The 17,120-nt window shown below is 64.2% G+C and carries 14 protein-coding genes, 1 pseudogene and 1 riboswitch; of the genes and pseudogenes, 10 read left to right on the forward strand and 5 right to left on the reverse strand.

The genetic code is table 11. The annotated features are described in order from the left end of the window. Positions 1 to 24: 24 nt before the first annotated feature. Positions 25 to 113, reverse strand: a riboswitch (ZMP/ZTP riboswitch). Positions 114 to 161: 48 nt separating this feature from the next. After that, the gene (locus tag LOC59_RS11450; RefSeq protein ID WP_227895215.1) at positions 162 to 710 is read right to left on the reverse strand and encodes a GNAT family N-acetyltransferase; all 549 of its coding nucleotides are present in this window, start codon (positions 708 to 710) and stop codon (positions 162 to 164) included. Between the two features lie 119 nt (positions 711 to 829). Here LOC59_RS11450 and purU point away from each other — a divergent pair, with 119 nt between their 5' ends. From purU to LOC59_RS11485, 7 genes are all read left to right on the forward strand, one after another. Then, on the forward strand, positions 830 to 1,657 hold the full coding sequence (gene purU, locus LOC59_RS11455) for a formyltetrahydrofolate deformylase (protein WP_227895354.1): 828 nt from the start codon (positions 830 to 832) through the stop codon (positions 1,655 to 1,657). A gap of 41 nt (positions 1,658 to 1,698) precedes the next feature. Next, positions 1,699 to 2,223: a gamma carbonic anhydrase family protein gene (locus LOC59_RS11460; RefSeq protein WP_229972027.1), complete on the forward strand. Its 525-nt coding sequence runs from the start codon at positions 1,699 to 1,701 to the stop codon at positions 2,221 to 2,223. 85 nt (positions 2,224 to 2,308) lie between these two features. Further along, positions 2,309 to 3,517 (forward strand): ROK family transcriptional regulator, encoded by a 1,209-nt coding sequence (locus LOC59_RS11465; protein WP_229972029.1) that lies wholly within the window; start codon positions 2,309 to 2,311, stop codon positions 3,515 to 3,517. Between the two features lie 221 nt (positions 3,518 to 3,738). Beyond that, positions 3,739 to 5,310, forward strand: coding sequence for a multiple monosaccharide ABC transporter ATP-binding protein (gene mmsA / locus LOC59_RS11470; RefSeq protein WP_227916402.1), 1,572 nt, complete (start codon positions 3,739 to 3,741; stop codon positions 5,308 to 5,310). Further along, complete coding sequence (gene mmsB, locus LOC59_RS11475) at positions 5,307 to 6,599, forward strand: multiple monosaccharide ABC transporter permease (protein WP_227895219.1); 1,293 nt, start codon at positions 5,307 to 5,309, stop codon at positions 6,597 to 6,599. The genes mmsA and mmsB overlap by 4 nt, the downstream gene beginning before the upstream one ends. A 68-nt stretch (positions 6,600 to 6,667) precedes the next feature. Further along, positions 6,668 to 7,750, forward strand: a complete 1,083-nt coding sequence (locus LOC59_RS11480) for a substrate-binding domain-containing protein (RefSeq protein WP_227895220.1) — start codon at positions 6,668 to 6,670, stop codon at positions 7,748 to 7,750. Between the two features lie 194 nt (positions 7,751 to 7,944). After that, positions 7,945 to 9,069: a Gfo/Idh/MocA family protein gene (locus LOC59_RS11485; RefSeq protein ID WP_227895221.1), complete on the forward strand. Its 1,125-nt coding sequence runs from the start codon at positions 7,945 to 7,947 to the stop codon at positions 9,067 to 9,069. A gap of 51 nt (positions 9,070 to 9,120) precedes the next feature. Here the strand turns inward: LOC59_RS11485 and LOC59_RS11490 are convergent, their stop codons facing one another. Then, entirely contained in the window at positions 9,121 to 9,318 is a 198-nt protein-coding gene (locus LOC59_RS11490) for a hypothetical protein (protein ID WP_227895222.1), read from the reverse strand. 158 nt (positions 9,319 to 9,476) lie between these two features. Between LOC59_RS11490 and LOC59_RS11495 the strand changes: the two genes are divergently transcribed. Then, positions 9,477 to 10,946 carry a glutamate--cysteine ligase gene (locus LOC59_RS11495; RefSeq protein ID WP_227895223.1) on the forward strand — a complete coding sequence of 490 codons (1,470 nt, stop codon included), beginning with the start codon at positions 9,477 to 9,479 and terminating at the stop codon, positions 10,944 to 10,946. A 149-nt stretch (positions 10,947 to 11,095) separates the two neighbouring features. Then, positions 11,096 to 11,489 (forward strand): annotated as a pseudogene (locus tag LOC59_RS11500) (Hsp20/alpha crystallin family protein); the annotation flags it as partial. A 357-nt stretch (positions 11,490 to 11,846) separates the two neighbouring features. On the opposite strand, the gene LOC59_RS11505 reads toward LOC59_RS11500, so the two are convergent. Both LOC59_RS11505 and purH read right to left on the reverse strand, forming a co-directional pair. After that, positions 11,847 to 13,067: an NADP-dependent isocitrate dehydrogenase gene (locus LOC59_RS11505; protein WP_227895224.1), complete on the reverse strand. Its 1,221-nt coding sequence runs from the start codon at positions 13,065 to 13,067 to the stop codon at positions 11,847 to 11,849. Between the two features lie 182 nt (positions 13,068 to 13,249). Further along, positions 13,250 to 14,863 (reverse strand): bifunctional phosphoribosylaminoimidazolecarboxamide formyltransferase/IMP cyclohydrolase, encoded by a 1,614-nt coding sequence (gene purH / locus LOC59_RS11510; protein WP_227895225.1) that lies wholly within the window; start codon positions 14,861 to 14,863, stop codon positions 13,250 to 13,252. 278 nt (positions 14,864 to 15,141) lie between these two features. On the opposite strand from purH, the gene LOC59_RS11515 reads away from it, so the two are divergent. Further along, complete coding sequence (locus LOC59_RS11515) at positions 15,142 to 16,494, forward strand: MFS transporter (RefSeq protein WP_229972031.1); 1,353 nt, start codon at positions 15,142 to 15,144, stop codon at positions 16,492 to 16,494. A 33-nt stretch (positions 16,495 to 16,527) separates the two neighbouring features. On the opposite strand, the gene purN is transcribed toward LOC59_RS11515, so the two are convergent. Next, the gene (purN, locus tag LOC59_RS11520) at positions 16,528 to 17,106 is read right to left on the reverse strand and encodes a phosphoribosylglycinamide formyltransferase (RefSeq protein WP_227895227.1); all 579 of its coding nucleotides are present in this window, start codon (positions 17,104 to 17,106) and stop codon (positions 16,528 to 16,530) included. Positions 17,107 to 17,120: the final 14 nt, after the last annotated feature.

Genomic DNA, 17,120 nt, shown 5'->3' on the forward strand with positions numbered 1-17,120 from the left:
GGCATGACAAACAGATGACAACGTGACCATGGCCCAGGCGTGCGATCCGTGGTTGGACTTGCTTGTGCCGCTCCCTGGTGGTTACCCACCCAACGCCAGTCGCGACGCTCCCCAGTCTAGCGTGGGCCATGGTGCGCAGGGGTGCGCAGGGACTTGCGGCGTCAGGCGGTGCCGGCCGGGATCTCTTCCCAGACGAAGCCGGTGACAGTGCCGGCCTCCCAGTCCGAGCGCAGCCTGCTGTAGGTCACCGATGCGATGCGGTTCCCGTCGGGAAGCGGCCACCCTTCGCGGATGTGGGCTTCCTTGACGAACCCGGAGCGAAGGAGCGTCTTGCGCATGGCGATGTTGTCTTCCCGCATCTTTCCTCCCAGCCGCCGCAGGTGCGGGTACTGCGTAAAAGCCTCGGCCGTCAGCGCTTTGACTACGGGAACTCCCTTGCCTTCTCCCCGGTGCACTTCGATCAGGCGCAGGTCAAAGACGGCGCACTCTTCGGCCAGGTCCTCCAGGATCACCAGCCCCAGGCGCTGGTTGCCGCCAAATACCCAGAAGGTGCGCACGCCGTCGGACTCGAACCTGCCTTCCAGCAGCAGCCTTCGGACAAGTTCCTCTGACGGTGCCGTTATCCGGTGGAAGGGAAAACGGTTGGTGGTCAGGAACTTGACCAGCTCTTCCTCGTCCTTGTCGGTGAGCGGGGCGAATGTAACGTCCATGGCTCCAGCCTAGGCTTCCCCGCTGCGGGCGGTAACCTGTTCGGGTGACCGAACATGCAGCCGCCGGGTTCCCGGCATCCAACCCGCCCGCCACGACACCCGGTGAAGCCTCCTTCACCCTGACGCTTTCCTGTGCGGACCGTCCGGGAATCGTGCATGCCGTTTCCGGCGCCCTCGCAGCAGCCCAGGGCAACATCACCGAATCCCAGCAGTACGGCAGCCCGGACTCCGGCTCCTTCTTTATGCGCGTTGACTTCACGGCGCCGCAGACCTACGAGTCTGTCCGCGCCGGCATTGAGCCTGTCGCAGACGCCTTCGGCATGGACTTCGAACTGCATCAGGCCGGCGTACCGGTGAGGACGCTGATCATGGCCTCAAAGGACGGGCACTGCCTCAATGACCTGCTGTTCCAGCAGCGTGCCGGGAACCTGCCGATCGAGATTCCGGCTATCGTCTCCAACCACACGGACCTCGCCGGGCTGGCCGAGTTCTACGGCGTGCCCTTCCACCACATCCCGGTGACCGCGGACACGAAGCAGGATGCTGAGGAGGCGCTGCGCGCCCTCATGTCGGAACTGGACATCGAGCTTGTGGTGCTGGCCCGGTACATGCAGATCCTCAGCGACGGCCTGTGCCGCGAGCTTTCCGGCCGGGCGATCAATATCCACCACTCCTTCCTTCCTTCCTTCAAAGGCGCGCGCCCGTACCACCAGGCCCACGCACGGGGCGTGAAACTGATCGGGGCGACCGCCCACTATGTGACCTCGGACCTGGACGAGGGACCGATCATCGAGCAGGAAGTCATCCGCGTGGACCACTCCCGGACAGCGGCTCGGCTGGCCGCCCTCGGTGCCGGGGTGGAGGGACGCACCCTGTCAAAGGCTGTCCAGTGGCACGCTGAGCACCGGGTCCTGCTTGACGGGCGCCGCACCATCGTCTTCAACTAAGGCTCCCCGCCCGGATCCGGGCTGCCCGCTACAGTTGTCGCATGGCTCACATCATTCCCCTCCGCGGCAAGACTCCCGATGTCGATCCCAGCGTCTTCCTGGCGCCGACGGCCTCCCTGATCGGCGATGTCCACATGGGCCCCGGCTCCAGCGCGTTCTACGGCGTCTGCGTCCGTGGAGACTCCAATTCCATTCGGGTCGGGGCGGGAACCAACCTGCAGGACAACGTGGTGCTTCACGCAGATCCCGGCTTTCCCACGACGGTTGGCGAGCGGGTCAGCGTCGGCCACAACGCCGTCGTCCATGGCTGCACTGTGGAGGATGACTGCCTCATCGGCATGAGCGCCACTGTGATGAACGGCGCGGTCATCGGGGCGGGCTCCCTGGTCGCGGCCGGAGCCCTGGTCCTGGAAGGCACGCAGGTCCCGCCACGTTCCCTGGTTGCCGGGGTGCCTGCCAAGGTCCGCAGGGAGCTGACCGAGGAAGAGTTCGCGAACGTCCGCCGCAACGCCGAGCATTACCTGGAGACGGCTGCCGAGCACCGCGCGGCAATCACCGCCGAGTAAGCCGCTGCGTTCAGAACAACAGGCCACTTTGCCATCTTGCGTTCATTTCTTGACGGCAACATCCATCTGTAGGACGCTGAACGTTATGTCTGCCCAATCACCCACAATGATGACGGAGCCCACACCGGGCCGGCGCCGCAGCAAGCCAGGCTCCCAAACCGCGCTGCGGGCCCGCAACCAGCAGCGCCTGCTTGAGGCGCTGCTCACGGGCGGGCCGCAAACCCAGGCAGAACTCTCCCGGACCACCGGACTCTCCAATGCCACCGTCTCCAACATCGTCCGCGAGATGAGCCAGGCGCAGCTGGTCAATACCGAACCGACCACCAGTTCGGGCCGCCGGGCCCTCTCCGTACGGCTGAACGACACCGGGGCCGTAGCCGCCGGCATCGACATCGGCCGGCGCCACGTCCGCGTGGTCCTGGCGACCCTCGGCTACCAGATCCTCGAAGAGGCCTCGATCTCGCTGCCGCTGGGGCACACGGCGGATGAGGGCATGGACGCCGCCGGGGAACTCTTCAACCGGGTCCTGGCAGACGCCGGCGTTGAACGGCATCGGGTACTGGGTGCCGGCGTCGGCATTCCGGGGCCGATCGACCGCCGCACCGGAACTGTGGTGCGCGGCGCCATCCTGCCGGAGTGGGTGGGCGTGAACATGCGCGAGGACCTGGCTGCGCGGCTGCGGGTTCCGGTGTTTTTCGACAATGACGCCAACCTCGGCGCCCTGGCACAGGTAACCTGGGGCCCCCACGGAGGCTGCGAAAACCTCATCTTCGTCAAGGTCGCCTCGGGCATCGGTGCGGGCCTGGTCATCAACGGCTCGCTGTTCTACGGGCACGTCGGGGTCACCGGGGAAATCGGCCACGCGACCATCTCCGACCACGGCCTGGTCTGCCGCTGCGGCAACCGGGGCTGCCTGGAAACGGTCGCTTCCACCTCCACCATGATCGACCTCCTGAGCCGTACGGCCGCAGAGCCGGTGAGCACCGCCGACATCATGCGCCAAGCCGCGGCCGGAGACCCTGCCACCCTGCGTGTAGTGGACGACGCCGGAATGGCTGTTGGCCGCGCGGTTGCCGGCATTGCGAACACACTGAACCCTGAAGTCATCGTGGTGGGCGGATCCCTGACCGGGCTCGGCGACACCTTCCTGGACCCGATCCGGCGCGGCCTCATCCGCCATGCGGTGCCCCTGATCGGCGAGACCACCACGGTCACCATGTCCTCGCTCGGCGACCGCGCTGAAGCGCTGGGCGCAGCTTCCCTGGTGCTGGCGCAGGCCGGAGCGGTGCTCTGACCGTGAATTGATTTACAAAGTATGTTTTTCTCGGCCCAGCATCTCTTGCGTTCAAGACTTGACGACAAGCAGGGAATGAGAGTTTACTTCTCTATCGACCCATCTTCGGGTCTGCAGCAAGACAAAGAAGTCACAACGGGAGGCACTCATGCGAGCAGCAGTTGCAGCTCGGGCAACTGGATTGTGCAGCGTCCAGTGCCCCTACGCCAGGGGATACGCAGATGCCGGATAACCACACAATCCTGGAAATGCGTTCCATCACCAAGGAATTTCCGGGCGTCAAAGCCCTTTCCGACGTTTCGATCACGGTAAAGGCCGGAGAGATCCACGCCATTTGCGGTGAAAACGGCGCCGGCAAATCCACCCTCATGAAGGTGCTCTCGGGCGTCTACCCGTACGGGACCTACACCGGCGAGATCATTTTCCAGGGCGAAGAAGTCCAGTTCAAGGACATCCGTTCCTCGGAAGCCGCCGGAATCGTCATCATCCACCAGGAACTGGCGCTGATCCCCGAGCTTTCCATCGCGGAGAACATCTTCCTGGGCAACGAGCCCCGCCGGTTCGGCGTGATCGACTGGGACAAGGCAAACCTCGAGGCTTCCGAGCTGATGGCCCGCGTTGGCCTGGCCGAAGACCCGACGACGCCGATCAAGGACATTGGCGTGGGCAAGCAGCAGCTGGTGGAGATCGCCAAAGCCCTCAGCAAGCGCGTGAAGCTCCTGATCCTCGATGAGCCCACCGCCGCCCTGAACGAAAACGATTCCCAGCACCTGCTCGACCTGATGGCCGGCCTGCGGTCCAAGGGCATCAGCTGCATCATGATTTCGCACAAGCTCAACGAGATTGAGCAGATTTCCGACTCCATCACCATCATCCGCGACGGCAAGTCGATCGAAACGATCGACGTCGCAGCGGACGGTGCCGACGAAGACCGCATCATCAAGGGCATGGTGGGCCGCTCGCTGGAATCCCGCTTCCCGGACCACACGCCGAACATCGGCGAGGTGTTCTTCGAAGTCCGCGACTGGACCGTGGGCCACCCCACGGTGCCGGACCGCCTGGTCTGCAAGGGCTCCAACTTCCACGTCCGCCGCGGAGAGATTGTCGGTTTTGCCGGCCTCATGGGTGCCGGGCGCACCGAACTGGCCCGGTCCCTGTTCGGCCGTTCCTACGGCAACTTCATGTCCGGCCAGATCATCAAGGACGGCAGGGAAGTCGTCTTGAAGACCGTGCCGCACGCCATCAGGAACGGCCTTGCCTACGTGACGGAGGACCGCAAGACCCTGGGCCTGAACCTGCTTGATGACATCAAGGCCACCACCGTGGCCTCGAACCTTAAGAAGATCACCAAGGGCCTGGTCATCGACCAGGACGACGAATACCGCTACGCCGAGGACTACCGCAGAAGCCTGCGGACCAAGGCACCCACCGTGGACGAAGGCGTTTCCAAGCTCTCCGGCGGAAACCAGCAGAAGGTAGTCCTGGCGAAGTGGATGTTCACCGACCCGGACCTGCTGATCCTCGACGAGCCCACCCGCGGGATCGACGTCGGCGCCAAATACGAGATTTACGGGATCATCCAGCAGCTGGCCAACCAGGGCAAGGGCGTGATCGTGATCTCCTCGGAGCTTCCCGAACTCCTGGGTCTCTCCGACCGCATCTACACCATTTTCGAAGGCGCGATCACCGGCGAACTTTCCAAGGCTGACGCCAGCCAGGAAAACCTGATGAGGCTCATGACCTCCGCCGGCAAGCACACCTCCGACCTCGCCACCCAAGGACCTCTCTCATGAAAGCCATAAAACAGCTCCTGAGCGGCAACGGCCGCCAGTTCGGCATGATCTTTGCCCTCGTCGTCCTGATCGGCCTGTTCCAGTGGCTGACCGGCGGCAAGACCCTCACGCCCACGAACATGATCAACCTGTTCAACGGCAACTCCTACATCCTGATCCTTGCTGTGGGCATGGTCTTTGTGATCATCGCCGGGCACATTGACCTCTCCGTTGGATCAGTCGCCGCCGTCACCGGCATCCTCGTGGCAATGGCCATGCGGGACTGGGGCATTCCCTGGTGGGCCGGCATCCTGCTTGGCCTGCTGATCGGTGCCGCCATCGGCGCCTGGCAGGGTCTCTGGGTGGCCTACGTGGGCATACCGGCGTTTATCGTGACGCTTGCGGGCATGCTGATCTTCCGCGGCGCCAACCAGTACTTCGGCAAGTCCAACACCGTTCCCGTACCGCAGGAATTCCAGTTCATCGGCGCAGGCTACCTGCCCGAAGTTGGACCGAACACCGGCTACAACAACCTGACCCTGCTCCTGGGCCTGGCGCTGGCCGCCGTCGTGGTGGTCGGGGAAATGCGCCGCCGTGCCAAGACGGTGAAGATCGGCTCCGTCAATCCCCCGGCCTGGGTCGCCGTGACCAAGACCGGGCTGCTGGTAGCCGCCATCCTCTACGCCACGTACCTCTTCTCCACCGGACGCCCCGGCACTTCCTTCCCCGTCTCGGGCATCATCCTGGCTGTGCTGGTCATCCTGTATGTGTTCATCTCCACCAAGACCGTGATCGGCCGCCATGTCTACGCCGTGGGCGGCAACCTGCATGCAGCTGAGCTGTCCGGTGTGCAGAGCAAGAAGGTCAACTTCCTGGTCATGATGAACATGTCCATCCTGGCCGCCCTGGCCGGCATGATCTTCGTGGCCCGTTCCACCGCCTCCGGTCCGTTCGACGGCACCGGCTGGGAACTTGATGCCATCGCGGCCGTGTTCATCGGCGGCGCCGCGGTCTCCGGCGGCGTCGGAACCGTCGTCGGCTCGATCATCGGCGGCCTGGTCATGGCCGTCCTGAACAACGGTCTGCAGCTGCTGGGCATCGGCGCGGACCTCACCTCCATCATCAAGGGCATGGTCCTGCTCGTCGCCGTGGCACTGGACGTCTACAACAAGAGCCAGGGCAAACCTTCCATCATCGGAATGATGATGAAGAACTTCGGGCCCAAGGACAAGCTCTCTGTCCCTGCCCCGGTCAATCCCAAGCCTGAAATGCCTACCGGCACCAAGTCCACCATCGGAACGGATGCCTAAGCCCCACCGGGCCCTTTGATCCGCACCACCAAGAACCACCCGCACCACCAATCTAGAGAAGGAACACCATGCGTAAAATCGCAAAGTCATTTGCCGTCGTCGCCACGGTGGCAGCACTGTCGCTGTCCGCCTGCGGCCGGGCCGATGAGTCCGCCTCGGGCGAAACCGCAGGTTTCGAAGAAGGCTCGGCAATCGGCGTAGCACTGCCCCAGAAGACCTCGGAGAACTGGGTCCTCGCAGAAGGCCTGTTCAACGACGGCCTGAAGGAAGCCGGCTACGAGCCGCAGGTCCAGTTCGCCAACGGCGGTGTCTCGGAGCAGCAGAACCAGATCAGCTCCATGATCACCAACGGTGTCAAGGTCCTCGTTGTTGGTGCCATCGACGGCGCCCAGCTGGGCTCGCAGCTGCAGGAAGCCAAGGATGCCGGCATCACCGTCATCGCTTACGACCGCCTCCTGACCAACACCGAGAACGTCGACTACTACGTCGCCTACGACAACTTCCAGGTCGGCCAGCTCCAGGGCCAGGCCCTGCTGGACGGAATGAAGGCCAACAAGCCCGAAGGTCCGTGGAACATCGAGCTGTTCGCCGGCTCCCCCGATGATGCCAACGCCCAGGTCTTCTTCGACGGTGCCATGGACGTCCTGAAGCCGGAAATTGAAGCCGGCAACCTGAACGTTGTGTCCGGCCAGACCGAATTCAACCAGGCTGTTACCCAGGGCTGGAAGGCCGAGAACGCCCAGAAGCGCATGGACACCCTGCTCTCGGGTTCCTACGGTTCGGAAGAGCTTGACGGCGTCCTCTCCCCCAACGACACCCTGGCCCGCGCGATCCTGACCTCCGTTGCCGCTGCCGGCAAGCCGGTTCCGGTTGTCACCGGACAGGATTCCGAAGTTGAATCCGTGAAGTCCATCATGGAAGGTGTCCAGTACTCCACCATCAACAAGGACACCCGGGCCCTCGTTGCCCACACCATCGACATGGTGAAGGGCCTCGGCGCCGGCGAAGAGCTGGAAATCAACGACGACGAGTCCTACGAGAACGGCGTGAAGGTTGTTCCGGCTTACCTCCTCGAGCCGCAGATTGTCACCAAGGACAATGCTGCTGAGGCCTACGCCAACGATCCGACGCTGGCCGAACTGGTCAAGTAACTCCAGTTCATCAGCACAAGGCCCGGGCTCCTTTCCTTTGGAAAGCAGCCCGGGCTTCGCTGTCCCCGGCCTGCCTGCTGGCGCCCTCCGGAACGGGAGTTCCTGTTGGGGCTGGGCAGTACAGGGCGCGGACCATAAGGTAGTTCTATTGCCGAGAGACTAGTTGCCCAAGCTACAACCGAAAGCCGAGGATTATGAGCGCCCCGCAGTTTATCCGCACACCGCCGTGCGTCCTTCAAGGGGCGCCGAGCCCGGTGCAGGCGACCGGACGAATCCTCCGCTGGGGCGTTGTGGCCACCGGCCGCATCGCAGCGCGTGTCACCGAAGACATTGCACGCCTTGAAGACGCTGTCCTGCAGGCCGTCAGTTCCCGCTCGCAGGCTACCGCAGTGGAGTTCGCGGACCGGTTCGGTTTCGCCTCCAGCTACTACGACGACGAGGCCCGGGGCAAGGGTTACCAGCAGCTCTTCGAAGATCCGGACGTCGACGTCGTTTATATCGCTTCACCCCACGCGCAGCACTATGAGCTGACCCGCGAAGCCCTCGAAGCCGGCAAGCATGTCCTGTGCGAGAAATCGATCACGATCAACGCCGCCGAAATGGCGGACCTCATCGAGGTGGCCTCCCGCCACGGGGTCTTCCTGATGGAAGCGGTCTGGTCCCGGTTCCTTCCCTGCATCAACAGGCTCTGGGAAATCCTCGCCAGCGGCGAACTCGGGGACATCCACTGGGTCCAGGCGGACCTGGGCTTCCCCGCACCCTATGACCCCGCCAGCCGGCTCTGGGATCCGGCGGCCGGCGGCGGCGCGCTGCTGGACCTCACGGTGTACCCGCTGACTATCGCCGTGGGAGCGCTCGGTTTCCCGCAGCGTGTCCATGCCATGGGAGCGTTGAACAGCGACGGCGTCGATACCCAGAACGCCCTGAACCTTGGCTATGATTCCGGCGCCGTTGCCCAGCTGACCTCTTCACTCCTGGCCTCCGGACCGCGGACCGCCGTGATCTCGGGCAGCGAGGGCTGGGTGCGCACCGGTGCGCCGGTGCACAACCCCGTGGAACTGCACATCCAGCAGCACCAGGGCGAAACCAGAGTGGAACGGTTCCAGCAGGTGGGCAACGGCTACACCTATGAGCTCCGGGAGGTTACCCGCTGCATCCAGGAAGGGCTGACCGAAAGCCCCACGATGCCGCTGGCTGACTCCCTGCGGACCATGCAGCTCTTCGACGAGGTCAGGGCTCAGCTCGGCGTCCGGTACCCCAATGATGACCTGCAGGCTGCCGCCTCGCATGCGTTCAGCAAAGTCCCGGGTTCCGCCTAGGCCAGCCAAGGCGGCGACGCCGGCGGATGCTTCCGCCGGCGTCGTCCTTTTCTAGGCCCCTGGGAGCCCGCCGAGGCCTCCGGAGAACTTGCCGATCAGGTCCTGCGGATTGACTCCGAGCTTGCTGAGCAGGCCCGAATCCTTGTCCGTGTCCACCTTGTCGGGCAGCTGGGATTCCGCTTCGCCGGCCTGGTCGCCGCTCCCCCGGTTTTTCAGGAAATCAATAATCTGCTGCTTTCCAATCTCCATGCTGCGTCTCCTTGCTCTCTGCCCAACCGATCCGTTCCAATCCCGAGCCTAGGCGCAAGCCTGCGGCGGGCAACACCCTTCCCGGCTGCGGCAATCACTGCCGCAAGAGCCCGGGCCGGGTGCTATACATAGCCCGCATCGCGTGGTTATCTTCAACCATGGGAGCAGAAGTCACCTCGAAGTCCTTTAGCCGGGAACAGCGGACCAGGTATCGTGCACGCCTGCTGGAGAACCTTGACAGGTTTGCCGGTTTCCTCGGCACCGCAGAGTTCGCCGACACTGCCAGCATCGGTGTCGAGCTGGAACTAAACCTGACCAATGATGACTTCACTCCTGCCCTGCGGAACACGTCGGTGCTGGCAGAGATCGCCGATCCTGCGTTCCAGACCGAGATGGGCGCTTTCAACATCGAGATGAACCACCCTGCGCTCTCCATCCGCGGCCAGGGGCTGATGGAGCTCGAGGAAAGCCTGCGCCGCCAGCTCAACCGTGCCGACGAACTCGCGGCCAAGGCGGAAGCCAACATCCTCATGGTCGGCATCCTGCCCACCCTGACACCGTCAGTGCTCGACGGCGATGCCTGGCTCAGTTCCGGAGCCCGCTATGCCGCGCTGAACACCTCGGTGCTGCAGGCACGCGGCGAAGATGTCCATCTGTCCCTGACGGGAGCGGAGACGCTGACGCAGTATGCCAAGAACATTGCACCGGAAGCGGCGTGCACGTCCCTGCAGCTGCACCTTGAAGTCAGCCCCTCCGATTTCGCTCCGGCATGGAACGCGGCGCAGCTGATCGCAGGACCGCAGGTTGCGCTGGCCGCCAATTCCCCCATCTTCATGGAGCACGTCCTGTGGCAGGAAACCAGGATCGAACTCTTCAAGCAGGCCATCGACACGCGTCCGCCGGAAATGCGCAACCAGGGAGTGCGGCCGCGGGTCTGGTTCGGTGAACGGTGGATCACATCCATCTTCGACCTGTTCGAGGAAAACGTCCGGTACTTCCCCGCGCTGCTGCCCGAGGTATCCCCCTCCAGTTCAGGAACCACGGAGTCCGGCGCACCGCTGCTGCCGGAACTGCGGCTGCACAACGGCACCGTGTACCGCTGGAACCGGCCGATCTATGATCCCGGGACGCACACCCCGAACCTGCGGCTGGAAAACCGGGTCCTGCCGGCGGGACCGACAGTCCTTGACGTGACCGCCAACGCGGCCTTCTTCTACGGCCTGGTGCATACCCTGCGCACGTCTGACCGTCCGCTGTGGACCCGGATGGCCTTCAAGACGGCGACGGACAACTTCCTCGCCTGCTCACGGCTGGGTTTGGAAGCCTCCGTGTACTGGCCCGGCATCGGCGACATCCCGGTCGCCGAGCTGGTGGTCCGGCACCTGGTCCCCATGGCCGCAGACGGGCTGCGCGAACTCGGCGTCGACGACGCGCTGGTGGAGCGTTATCTCTCGGTCATCGGGGAGCGCGCCCGCAGCGAGCAGAACGGTGCGGCCTGGCAGGTCTCCGTCCTTAACAAGCTCGAGGCAACCGGCTTCGACCGGGCATCGGCGCTTGCCGAGATGACCCGGCGCTACTGGCACCACATGCACAGCAACGAACCAGTCCATTTGTGGCCGGTGGACTGACTTTGTGCGTGCCCGCGGCCTAGTCTGGAAGGACCGGCATTTCCACTTGGTGCCGGAGCGGTAATCGACCCTTCGTTTATTCATTCATTTTCGCCAGTGAAAAACACATGCACCCGCCCTGCGGGACGGGTGAAAAGGAGTTGATGAGAATGGCCATGAAATTCGATCCTTTCCGCGAACTGGACCGTGTGGCAGGCGCTCTCCTGGATCCGCGGCAGCGGCTGCGGCTGATGCCCATTGATCTGTACCGGGAGGGCGACCACTACATCATGAACGCCGACCTTCCGGGTATCGATCCGGGGTCGGTCGACGTCGACGTGGATGGCCAGCTGCTGACCATACGTGCCGAGCGCACGATCCACGTCCCCGAGGGGGCAACGTGGCTGACCCGTGAGCGGGAATCGGGGACGTTCCTGCGCCAGCTCAACCTGGGCCAGGGCATCGATATCGAGGGCATCTCCGCCAAGTACGAGAACGGCGTCCTCAGCGTCTTCATCCCGGTCAGCGAAAAGGCAAAGTCCCGCAAGATCGAGGTGTCCTCTTCGTACAGCGGTGACAGCAACGTCATCAGCGGAGAATCCTCCTCCGAGTCGCTGTCCTCCGTCAGCTCTTCCGGAAGCGGGTCCTCCGGCAGCATGGGCTCCTCAGGATCCGGTTCGGGGTCGGGTTCCGGATCGGGGATGGGTTCCGGCAGCTCCGGTTCCGGTTCCGGCATGGGGTCCGGCGGATCAGGGTCAGGTTCCTTCGGCTCCGGTTCCTCAGGGTCCGGTTCAGGCTCAGGTTCAGGTTCAGGCTCCTCCGGTTCCGGTTCCTAGTCCGGTACCTTCAAACACGAAACAGCCCCGGTCCATTCGGACCGGGGCTGTTTTGTGTTCTCTGTCTAACTGAGAAACCGGGGTATTAGCCCAGGCGCATCTTGAGGTTGTCATCCAGTGCGGCGAGGAACTCTTCGGTGCTCAGGTACGGCTGCTCGGGTCCGACCAGCAGTGCCAGGTCCTTGGTCATCTTGCCGGATTCGACCGTCTTGATGACGACGTCTTCAAGGGTCTCGGCGAAGTTGATGACCTCGGGGGTGTTGTCCAGCTTGCCGCGGTGCATCAGGCCACGGGTCCACGCGAAGATCGAGGCGATCGGGTTCGTGGAGGTGGGCTTGCCCTGCTGGTGCTGGCGGTAGTGGCGGGTCACGGTGCCGTGTGCTGCTTCAGCCTCAACGGTCTTGCCGTCCGGGGTCATCAGCACGGAGGTCATCAGGCCCAGCGAGCCGAAGCCCTGTGCCACGGTGTCGGACTGGACGTCGCCGTCGTAGTTCTTGCAGGCCCAGACGTAGCCGCCTTCCCACTTCATCGCGGAGGCAACCATGTCATCGATCAGGCGGTGCTCGTAGGTGAGGCCGGCTGCTTCGAACTGGTCCTTGAACTCGGCGTCGAAGACTTCCTGGAACAGATCCTTGAACTGGCCGTCGTAGGCCTTCAGGATCGTGTTCTTCGTGGAGAGGTACACCGGGTAGTTCCGCTGCAGGCCGTAGGCGAAGGATGCCCGGGCGAAGTCCTTGATGGACTCGTTGAAGTTGTACATACCCATGGCAACGCCGCCCTCTTCGGGGTACGTCACAACGGTCTGCTTGATTTCTTCGCCGCCGTCAGCCGGGGTGTAGGTCAGCGTCAGGGTGCCGGCGCCGGGGACCTTGAAGTTGGTGGCCTTGTACTGGTCGCCGTGGGCGTGGCGGCCGATGATGATCGGCTTGTTCCAGCCCGGGACCAGGCGCGGGATGTTGGAGATGATGATCGGTTCGCGGAAGACGACGCCGCCGAGGATGTTGCGGATGGTCCCGTTCGGGGAAACCCACATCTTCTTCAGGCCGAATTCTTCAACGCGGGCTTCATCGGGGGTGATGGTTGCGCACTTGACGCCTACGCCGTGTTCCTTGATGGCGTTGGCTGCGTCGATGGTGACCTGGTCATCCGTGGCGTCACGGTTCTGGATCGAGAGGTCGTAGTACTTGAGGTCAACGTCCAGGTAGGGGTTGATCAGGCGGTCCTTGATGAACTGCCAGATGATCCGCGTCATCTCGTCGCCGTCGAGCTCTACGACAGAGCCCACAACCTTGATTTTGTCAGCCACACGGTCTCCTTGTGGAATGGGGGTCCGCGGACATGGCTTTAGACATGCGGGGACCCGGCTTTTGGGTCTGGTTTCTGTGTCCAACTATGCCACAGCGCTGAAGCGCTCCCTAAACTGCGGGCCACACGTAGTCATGCGTGCAGCCCGCAGCGGGGCGATCGTCAGGTGGCGTTCAGAAGGCCCTAGTGGAAGAAGTGGCGTGCGCCCGTGAAGTACATGGGCACGCCCGCTGCGTTGGCCGCAGCAATGACTTCTTCATCCCGAACGGAACCGCCCGGCTGGACGACGGCGCGGACGCCGGCGTCGAGCAGGATCTGCAGTCCGTCGGCGAAGGGGAAGAACGCGTCGGAGGCCGCCACGGATCCGCGGGCACGCTCGTCGTCACTGCCCGCCAGTGTGTTGGCCCTTTCCACGGCGAGCTTGCAGGAATCCACCCGGTTCACCTGTCCCATGCCCACGCCCACGGACGCGCCGTCGCGGGCCAGCAGGATGGCGTTGGACTTGGCGGCACGGACCGCACGCCAGGCGAAGGCGAGGTCGGCGAGGGTCTTCTCATCTGCGGGTTCCCCGGCTGCCAGGGTCCAGTTCGCGGGGTCATCACCTTCGGCTTCAACAGTGTCCGGCTGCTGCATCAGCACGCCGCCGGAGACCTGCCGGAACTCCAGCGGGTTGCGGCCGTAGCCGTCGGGCAGGGTGAGCAGGCGGATGTTCTTCTTGCGGGAGAGGATCTCCACGGCTTCGGGGTCGAAGTCCGGGGCGATGACTACCTCGGTGAAGATGTCCTTCACCGTTTCCGCCATCCCGGCGGTCACGGTGCGGTTGGCGGCGATGACTCCGCCGTAGGCCGACACCGGATCGCAGGCATGTGCCTTCAAGTGGGCGTTGGCGATTGGGTCTTCGGCGCCGGGCGAGGCTACGGCCACACCACACGGGTTGGCGTGCTTGACGACGGCGACTGCCGGTTCCTCAAAGTCGAACGCTGCGCGAAGGGCGGCATCGGCGTCGACGTAGTTGTTGTAGGACATGGCCTTGCCGTGCAGCTGGTCAGCCTGCGCCACACCGGGCAGGGAGTCCTGGTCTGCGTACAGCGCCGCAGCCTGGTGCGGATTTTCGCCGTAGCGCAGCACCTCGGAGCGCTCCAGTGCCATGCCGGTATACGCGGGCCAGGTTGCCCCGGCTTCGGTGCCGTCACCGAACTGCGCGGCGGTCCACTTGGCCACTGCCGTGTCATACGCAGCGGTGTGGGCGAACGCTTCGGCGGCCAGACGGCGTCGTTCGTTGAGGTCAAAGCCGCCTTCAGCGGCGGCTGCGGTCACAGCGGCGTACTTGGACGGATCCACGACGACGGCGACTGACGGGTGGTTTTTGGCAGCGGCGCGGACCATGGAGGGGCCGCCAATGTCGATCTGCTCGACGACGTCGTCCTGGGCAGCGCCAGACTTCACGGTTTCGACGAAGGGATACAGGTTCACGACCACGAGGTCGAAGGGTTCGATGCCCAGTTCCTCGAGCTGGTCCCGGTGGTCCTGGCGCCGGCGGTCTGCCAGGATGCCGGCGTGCACGCGCGGGTGGAGCGTCTTGACGCGGCCGTCCAGGCACTCCTGGAAGCCGGTGACTTCGGCAACCTCGGTGACCTCGATGCCGGCTGCGGCGATCTGCTTTGCGGTGGAACCGGTGGAGACAATGCTGACTCCCGCGGCGGAGAGGCCCTGAGCCAGTTCCGTCAGGCCGGTCTTGTCATAGACCGAGATCAGGGCCCGGCGGATGGGTACACGGTCAAGGGGGGTGTTGCTCACGGAGTCACTCCAAGTTTTGATCGGCGAATCGATGCACACGGACCTTCTGGCGGCCCAGTTCCGAGTTTAGGCGCTGGCTGCCCGCGGGACAGGGCCGCAGGTAATACTCGCGGCCCGGGCCGTCACCCTTTTGACCCGGCCGCTTCGGGGGTTTCCGGCACCCCTGCGCCAGGCACCGGAAGATTACGGGACGGAGTCCGGCGGCGGCGCCGTTCGTTGTAGAGTGTGGGTCAGTTATTGTACTTCTGACCATAACTCGGTTCTGAGAGGCGCCACCCATGACGACAACGCACGCCCTGCCCACGGGTGACGAGGTAGTCCAAAACCTTCCCTGGCGCTGGCGCGTCCAGGGGCGGATCTTCCTCATTGGCGGGCTGGGCTTCATGTTCGATGCCTGGGATGTGACCCTCAACGGTGTCCTGATACCGCTGCTCTCGAAGGAGTGGGACCTGGTACCTGCGCAGGCGGCCTGGATCGGTACGGCGAACCTGCTGGGGATGGCGATCGGCGCCTTCCTGTGGGGCTCCATTGCGGATGCCATCGGCCGCAAGCGGGCGTTTACGGCGACGCTGCTGATCTTCTCGATCTTCACGGTGCTGGGTGCCTTCGCGCCGGACATCGCCTGGTTCTGCGTTTTCCGTTTCCTGGCCGGGGTTGGGCTGGGCGGCTGCGTTCCGGTGGACTATGCGCTGGTCGGCGAGTTCACTCCCCGGAAGCAGCGCGGGCGGGTGCTGACGGCGATGGACGGCTGGTGGCCGGTGGGCGCTGCCCTGTGCGGTGTTACCTCGGCGTTCATCATGGCCACCGTCGCGGACTGGCGGTGGACCATGCTCATCATGGTGGCCCCGGCTCTGCTGGTTTTCTGGGTCCGGCGTTCCGTGCCGGAATCGCCGCTGTTCCTGGTCCGCAAGGGCCGCGCCGACGAAGCCCGGTCCGTCATCAACGACCTGATCCAGCGCACAGGCGGCACACAAACGGAATGGCGGCTCCCCGAGGCGGAGGCGGCACCGAAGTTCTCCCTCCGGGCCATGGGCAGCCAGCTGGGCGAAGTGTGGCGGACCAATCCGAAGAATACGGTCACGGCCTGGTCGCTGTTTGTTACCATCCTGCTCGTCTACTACCTGGCACTGCAGTGGATGCCCAAGATCCTGGTGGATGCCGGCTACGCCGAGTACAAGGCGTTCCTGACGACCTCCGGCATGGCCGCCGTGGGACTGCTGGGCGTCATTGCTGCTGCACTGCTGGTGGAGCGGGTGGGCCGGAAGTGGCTGCTGGCGCTCACCGGTCCGGCTGCCGCCGCTTCGCTGGTGGTCGTTGCCCTGGTGGTGGACGTGCCCGCTGCGGCGACAACATGGCTGCTCATCTACGGTTTTGTGGTGCAGGTGGCCATCCCGGTGCTCTACACCTACGTGTCCGAGCTCTATCCAACCCAGGTTCGCGCCAGCGGCTTTGGCTGGGCCTCGACGGCCTCCCGCGTGGGAGCCGGGTTCGGGCCGCTGCTGTTTGTCTCGGTGCTGTGGCCGTATCTGGGCCTGCCGCTGTCCTTTGCCCTGGCTGGAGTGCTGGTGCTGCTCTCCGTCCTCTGGATGGCCAGGTTCTCACCGGAAACCCGCGGCGCGGCGCTCGACTAGCGGCCGGCCCGGATGTGCTGGTTCGCCTCCGGGCTAGGGCTGCGGCAGGCCGTCCTTGCTGATCTTGCGCAGGGTTTCGATCAGGAGCCGGCGCTCCTGCACTTTGATCCGCTCATGCAGGCTTTCCTCGGTATCGCCGTCGAGCACCTCGACTGCCGCCTGGGCAAGGATCGGGCCGGTATCGACTCCGGCGTCAGCAATGTGGACGGTGCAGCCCGTGACCTTCACGCCGTACGCCAGGGCGTCGCGGACGCCGTGGGCTCCGGGGAAGGACGGCAGCAGGGCCGGGTGCGTGTTCACGTAGCGCCCTTCGAAGGTGTCGATGAAATGCTCGTCAACAATGCGCATGAATCCTGAAGACAGCACGACGTCGGGCTGATAAGAGGCGACCTTGTCGGTCAGTGCGCGGTTCCAGTCGGACCGGACGGGATAGTCCTTGAAGTTCACCACGAAGGTCTCATAACCAGCTGCGGCTGCGCGCTCGACCCCGTAGGTTCCGTTCCTGTCCGCACCGACGGCTGAGATTTCGACGTCGAGCTCCCCCGCCGCAACGGCGTCGAGCACGGCCTGCAGGTTCGAGCCGGTACCGGAAACCAGAACAACAATTCGCATGTGTCAACCTTAAG

Origin of the sequence: Arthrobacter sp. zg-Y916, from assembly GCF_020907385.1 — a bacterium.
Lineage (GTDB): Bacteria > Actinomycetota > Actinomycetes > Actinomycetales > Micrococcaceae > Arthrobacter_B > Arthrobacter_B caoxuetaonis.

Coding starts and splice junctions, on each gene's coding strand:
- purN (WP_227895227.1), bottom strand. CDS start 17,106: ATGCGAATTGTTGTTCTGGTTTCCGGTACCGGCTCGAACCTGCAGGCC.
- LOC59_RS11450 (WP_227895215.1), bottom strand. CDS start 710: ATGGACGTTACATTCGCCCCGCTCACCGACAAGGACGAGGAAGAGCTG.
- LOC59_RS11465 (WP_229972029.1), top strand. CDS start 2,309: ATGTCTGCCCAATCACCCACAATGATGACGGAGCCCACACCGGGCCGG.
- LOC59_RS11485 (WP_227895221.1), top strand. CDS start 7,945: ATGAGCGCCCCGCAGTTTATCCGCACACCGCCGTGCGTCCTTCAAGGG.
- LOC59_RS11480 (WP_227895220.1), top strand. CDS start 6,668: ATGCGTAAAATCGCAAAGTCATTTGCCGTCGTCGCCACGGTGGCAGCA.
- LOC59_RS11460 (WP_229972027.1), top strand. CDS start 1,699: ATGGCTCACATCATTCCCCTCCGCGGCAAGACTCCCGATGTCGATCCC.
- LOC59_RS11515 (WP_229972031.1), top strand. CDS start 15,142: ATGACGACAACGCACGCCCTGCCCACGGGTGACGAGGTAGTCCAAAAC.
- mmsA (WP_227916402.1), top strand. CDS start 3,739: ATGCCGGATAACCACACAATCCTGGAAATGCGTTCCATCACCAAGGAA.
- LOC59_RS11490 (WP_227895222.1), bottom strand. CDS start 9,318: ATGGAGATTGGAAAGCAGCAGATTATTGATTTCCTGAAAAACCGGGGG.
- LOC59_RS11495 (WP_227895223.1), top strand. CDS start 9,477: ATGGGAGCAGAAGTCACCTCGAAGTCCTTTAGCCGGGAACAGCGGACC.
- mmsB (WP_227895219.1), top strand. CDS start 5,307: ATGAAAGCCATAAAACAGCTCCTGAGCGGCAACGGCCGCCAGTTCGGC.